Here is a 5,129-nt window from a genome sequence, read left to right as displayed (position 1 = left end):
CGACCAGCCCAGCACGAACCCGAGGGGCTGGTAGGCGAGGGGCATTTTCTTCTTCTTGGCCACGGGGATCTCCTTGGTCGCTCAGGGGTGGGTGGGAGTGGTCAGGGGGTGTGCGCGGCCGGGACCCGCTCCTCGGCGCGGACCGGCCCCGGCGGCGTGCCGTCGCCGAAGGGCCGGCCGCCCAGTTCCTCACGGTGGTGCGGGGCCTGCCAGCCGGACAGGTCCGGGCCCAGCGGCACGACGCGGGTCGGGTTGATGCCCGTGTGCACCTGGTAGTAGTGGCGCTTGATGTGGTCGAAGTCGACGGTGTCGCCGAACCCCGGCGTCTGGTAGAGGTCACGGACGTACGCCCACAGCACCTGGTTCTCCGTCAGCTTCCAGCGGTTGCACTTGAAGTGGCCGTGGTAGACCGCGTCGAAGCGGACCAGCGTGGTGAACAGCCGGATGTCCGCCTCGGTGATCGTGTCGCCGACGAGATACCGCTGCGCCTCAAGCCGCTTCGCGAGCAGCTCCAGCCGCCGGAACACGCCCGCGCAGGCGGTCTCGTACTCCTCCTGCCCGGTGGCGAACCCCGCCCGGTACACGCCGTTGTTGACGTCCTGGTAGACGTCCGCCATCACCTCGTCGATCTCGTCGCGCAGCGTGTCCGGGTACAGGTCGGGCGCGCCCTCCCGGTGCAGGGCCGTCCATTCGGTCGCGAGGTCGAGCGTGAGCTGCTGGTAGTCGTTGGTGACCAGCTTCCCGCTGGGCACGTCCACGATCGCCGGCACACTGACACCGCCGGGGTAGTCGCTCTCGCGCCGGTCGTAGGCCTCGCCGAGGTAGCGGATGCCGAGGACCGGGTCGCGGCCGTCCTCGTCCAGCGTGAAGCGCCAGCTGCGGTCGTCCTGGATCGGGTCGGCGACGGCCAGGGACAGCGCGTCCTCCAGGCCGAGCAGCCGCCGGGAGACCAGCGTGCGGCTCGCCCACGGGCAGGCGCGGCTGACGACCAGACGGTAGCGGCCTGCCTCCACCGGCCAGCCGTCCCGGCCGTCCGTCGTGATCCGGTCCGCGAAATGCGCCTTGGACCGTGTGAACGACCTCCTGCCGTAGGCGCTGTTGCCGTCGCCGTCGTCGCGGCTCATGCGGGTGACCTCCTTGCCGTACGTGTGGCCCGCTCGTCGTGCGCGGGCCCTGCCGGTCGTGCGTGTGCCCTGGTGAACGCGTTCCCCTTTTTCCGCCGACGGCACGGTGTGAGCACCGCCGAGCCGGGCAATCGGCGTAGGTGACTGAACAAGGATCTGATCGGAGGACACGCGTCACCGTGCTGGTGGCGCTCGCGGCCAACCTGGTGATCGCGGTCGCCAAGGCCGTCGGCGGTCTGCTGGCGGGGTCACCCGCCCTGCTGTCGGAGGCGGCCCACTCGGTGGCCGACAGCCTGAACGAGGTCTTCTTGCTGGCGGCTCTGCGCCGCAGCCGCCGCCCCGCCGACCGGCGTCATCCCTTCGGCTACGGCAAGGAGCGGTTCTTCTGGTCGCTCCTCGCGGCGGTCGGGATCTTCGTCATGGGCGGCTGCTTCTCGTTCTTCCAGGGCTTCGAGGCCCTCGCGAGCGGATCGGAGGAGAAACTCGGCGGCTATGTCGCCGGCCTGATCGTGCTCGGCATCGCCCTCCTCGCGGAGGGCGGCTCCTTGTTGCGCGCCCTGTACCAGGTGCGCGGGCAGGGCGGCATGCGCGCCGGGCTGCGCGACCCGGCCCTGCGGACGGTCGTCGCCGAGGACGGCACCGCGGTGCTGGGCGTCACGCTGGCCATGGCCGGCATGGCACTGCACATGGTCACCGGCCAGGTGGTGTGGGAGGCGTCCGCCTCACTCGCGATCGGCGCGCTGCTGGTCTACGTCGCCTTCCGGCTGGGCCGCGACGCGCGCGACCAGCTGATCGGCGAGGCGGCCGACCCGGAGGCGAGCGGGCGGATCCACGCGCTGCTGCGGGCACAGCCCGAGATCGACAGTGTGGAGGCACTGTTCACGATGAAGACGGGCCTCGACTCGGCCCTCGTGGCCGCCCGCGTCGACCTGGTGCCCGGCCTGGACAGCGAGCACGTCGAGGACGTCGCCGTCCGCATCAAGCGCTCCATCGCCCGGACGGTGCCCGAGGCGCAGCAGATCTTCCTCGACGTCACGGACCGCCGCGCCCGAGAGGCAGCAGAAAGCCCCGCCGCGACGGGGGAACGCGGCGGGGCCTGAACCACGCGTGCCCCGCCGCCGACGCTTCATGCACACCGGGCGAAACTTTTCTGCCGGTGGCTTCCGCCGGGGGCTCGGGCGGGCCGGCTCTGCGTCACCCGCCCTGTGCCGGCTCCAGCACGAACAACGGAATCTCCCGGTCCGTCTTCTTCTGGTAATCCGCGTACGCCGGGTACGCCGCGACGGCCCGGTCCCACCACTCGGACTTCTCCTCGCCCGTGACCTCACGGGCGGTCATGTCCTGCTTCCGAGGCCCGTCCTGGAGCTCCACGTGCGGGTCGGACTTGAGGTTGAAGTACCAGACCGGGTGCTTGGGAGACCCGCCGAGGGAGGCCACCGCGGCGTAACGCCCCTCGTGTTCCACCCGCATCACCGGTGTCTTGCGCAGCTTGCCGCTCTTGGCGCCCCGTGAGGTCAGGACGACGACCGGCATCTTGGAGCCCTGCAGCGTCGTCCCCTCCGTACCGCCGGAGCTCTCGTACAGTTCCACCTGCTTGCGCACCCACTGCGTCGTGCTGGGTTCGTACTCGCCTTCGAGAGGCATCGCGATCCGTCCCATCGTCGTGTCAGAGGCCGACTGGTAACTGATACCAGCCCTCAACACCGGTACACCCGGGAATCATCCTGGAGAAACCGCCATCCGGACGGCCAGCGCCGTCATCACTCCACTCGCCACCAGCGCCGTCGCCAGCCGGCCCCGGTGACCGGTCAGCGCCCGGCCCAGCAGGGCACCGCTCCCGGCGAGCAGCACCTGCCAGCTCGCGGAGGCGGCGAAGGCGGCCAGGACGAACACACCCTGCTCCACCGGCCCGGCCGGACCCGTGGCCCGGGAGCCGAGCACGAGCGCCGCGAAGTAGATCACGGTGGTGGGATTGAGCAGGGTGATGCCGAGCAGTGCGGCGTAGGCCCGGGCGGGACCCGGGGGAGCGGGGGCCGTCCGGGTGGCGAGCCGGTGGCCGCGGTACGCGCGCAGGGCGGTGACCGCGCCCCACACCGCCAGCCCGAGCAGCACCAGGACACAGACCCAGCGCAGCGGCCCGAGCACCGGCCGCAGCGCGGCGGCCAGGGCCGTGCCCCCGAGCGTGGCGGCGAGGGCGTACAGACCGTCGGCGGTGGCGACGCCGAGCGCGGCGCAGACACCGGTACGCAGGGACGTGCGGGCGGTGAGGGAGACGAGGTAGGTCCCGACCGCGCCCACGGGTACGGCGATGCCGTACCCGGCGAGCAGCCCCGCGACAAGCGCGGCCGTCATGATCGCGGCGGCGTCGGCCCTCCACGGCGGCCGGACCGCTGCTGTCGGCGCGCGGCAGGAGCGGCGACGGACAGCGGCAGCGACGGCGGAAGGACCTCGAGCGTAGGCATGGCTGGATCCTGGGGCCTTTTCCGCCGCATCGACAACCGGTTTTCGAATCGCCGCCATGACTTCCCAGGAGCCCCCGGCTCCCGGCAAGGGCCCTGTTCGCACGCCACAGCCCCCGACCCCGGCCTTCGAACGTGAAGACGGCATTCTCCGGCCATGTTTGCAGCCGCCACCGATCTGGCCGAACTTCGCGTCGCCTTATAGGTGCCCGGGGCATCTAATGATGATCGGCACGACGCACTACTCGTCTGCGAGGTCTTCATGACGGACACGACCGCACCCGTCGCCTTCCCTCAGAGCCGGACCTGCCCCTACCACCCGCCCGCCGCCTACGACTCGCTGCGCGCCGAGCGCCCCCTCACCCGCATCACCCTCTTCGACGGCAGCGAGGCCTGGCTGGTCAGCGGGCACGCGATCGCCCGCGCGCTGCTGGCCGACCCGCGCCTGTCGTCCAACCGCGACCGGCCCGGCTTCCCCTCCCCGACCAAGCGGTTCGCCGGGATCCGCAACCGCAGAACGGCCCTGCTGGGTGTCGACGACCCCGAGCACCGCACCCAGCGGCGCATGGTCGTCGGGGACTTCACCCTCAAGCGGGCCGTCGAACTCCGGCCACGCATCCAGCAGATCGTCGACGAACGGCTCGACGCGATGATGACCCAGGGCCCGCCCGTGGACCTGGTGACCGCCTTCGCGCTGCCTGTGCCGTCCATGGTGATCTGCGCCCTGCTCGGCGTCCCGTACTCCGACCACGACTTCTTCGAGACCCAGTCGCGACGACTGCTGCGCGGCCCGGAGACCGCCGACGTGCTGGACGCCCGCGACCGGCTGGAGGCGTACTTCGGCGAGTTGCTCGACCGCAAGCAGAAGCAGCGGGGCACCGGTCTGCTGGACGACCTGGTCCACCGGCAACTGGACGAGGGCGCACTCGACCGCGAGGGCCTGATCGCCATGGCTCTCATCCTGCTGATCGCGGGCCACGAGACGACCGCCAACATGATCTCGCTCGGCACCTTCACCCTGCTCCAGCACCCCGAGCGGCTCGCCGAACTGCGCGCGGACCCGCGGCTGCTGCCGACCGCGGTCGAGGAGCTGATGCGGATGCTGTCGATCGCGGACGGCATGCTGCGCCTGGCCGTCGAGGACATCGAGGTGGCCGGGACGACGATCCGCAAGGGTGACGGCGTGGTCTTCGCGACCTCCGTCATCAACCGCGACGAGACGGTCTACCCCGAGCCGGACACGCTCGACTGGAACCGCCCGGCCCGTCACCATGTCGCGTTCGGCTTCGGCATCCACCAGTGCCTCGGCCAGAACCTCGCCCGCGTCGAACTGGAGATCGCCCTGCACACCCTCTTCGCCCGGCTGCCCGACCTGCGCCTCGCCGCCCCGGCCGACGAGATCCCCTTCAAGCCGGGCGACACGATCCAGGGGATGCTGGAACTCCCCGTGACCTGGTAAGAGGCTTCCGTACATGCACATCGACATCGACATCGACACGGACGTCTGCATCGGCGCCGGCCAGTGCGCCCTGACCGCCCCGGAGGC

The 5,129-nt window shown here is 71.1% G+C and carries 5 protein-coding genes; 2 read left to right on the top strand and 3 right to left on the bottom strand.

Features of this window, described 5'->3' with window-relative positions:
• Positions 1–101: 101 nt before the first annotated feature.
• Positions 102–1,124, bottom strand: a complete 1,023-nt coding sequence (locus tag ACFTZL_RS40600) for a glutathione S-transferase family protein (RefSeq protein WP_382594306.1) — start codon at positions 1,122–1,124, stop codon at positions 102–104.
• Positions 1,125–1,303: 179 nt separating this feature from the next.
• Between ACFTZL_RS40600 and ACFTZL_RS40595 the strand changes: the two genes are divergently transcribed.
• Entirely contained in the window at positions 1,304–2,224 is a 921-nt protein-coding gene (locus ACFTZL_RS40595) for a cation diffusion facilitator family transporter (RefSeq protein ID WP_382594303.1), read from the top strand.
• Between the two features lie 94 nt (positions 2,225–2,318).
• Here ACFTZL_RS40595 and ACFTZL_RS40590 read toward each other — a convergent pair whose 3' ends face one another.
• A complete protein-coding gene (locus tag ACFTZL_RS40590; RefSeq protein ID WP_382594300.1) occupies positions 2,319–2,768 on the bottom strand; it encodes a nitroreductase family deazaflavin-dependent oxidoreductase in 450 nt (149 codons plus the stop codon).
• Positions 2,769–2,843: 75 nt separating this feature from the next.
• Entirely contained in the window at positions 2,844–3,476 is a 633-nt protein-coding gene (locus ACFTZL_RS40585; RefSeq protein WP_382594297.1) for a LysE/ArgO family amino acid transporter, read from the bottom strand.
• 369 nt (positions 3,477–3,845) lie between these two features.
• Between ACFTZL_RS40585 and ACFTZL_RS40580 the strand changes: the two genes are divergently transcribed.
• Complete coding sequence (locus ACFTZL_RS40580) at positions 3,846–5,042, top strand: cytochrome P450 (protein ID WP_382594294.1); 1,197 nt, start codon at positions 3,846–3,848, stop codon at positions 5,040–5,042.
• Positions 5,043–5,129: the final 87 nt, after the last annotated feature.

The organism is Streptomyces sp. NPDC056948, assembly GCF_042674225.1.
Lineage (GTDB): Bacteria > Actinomycetota > Actinomycetes > Streptomycetales > Streptomycetaceae > Streptomyces > Streptomyces purpurascens.
Note: the sequence above shows the minus strand (reverse complement) of the source record. Positions and strands in the feature narration are given on the sequence as shown.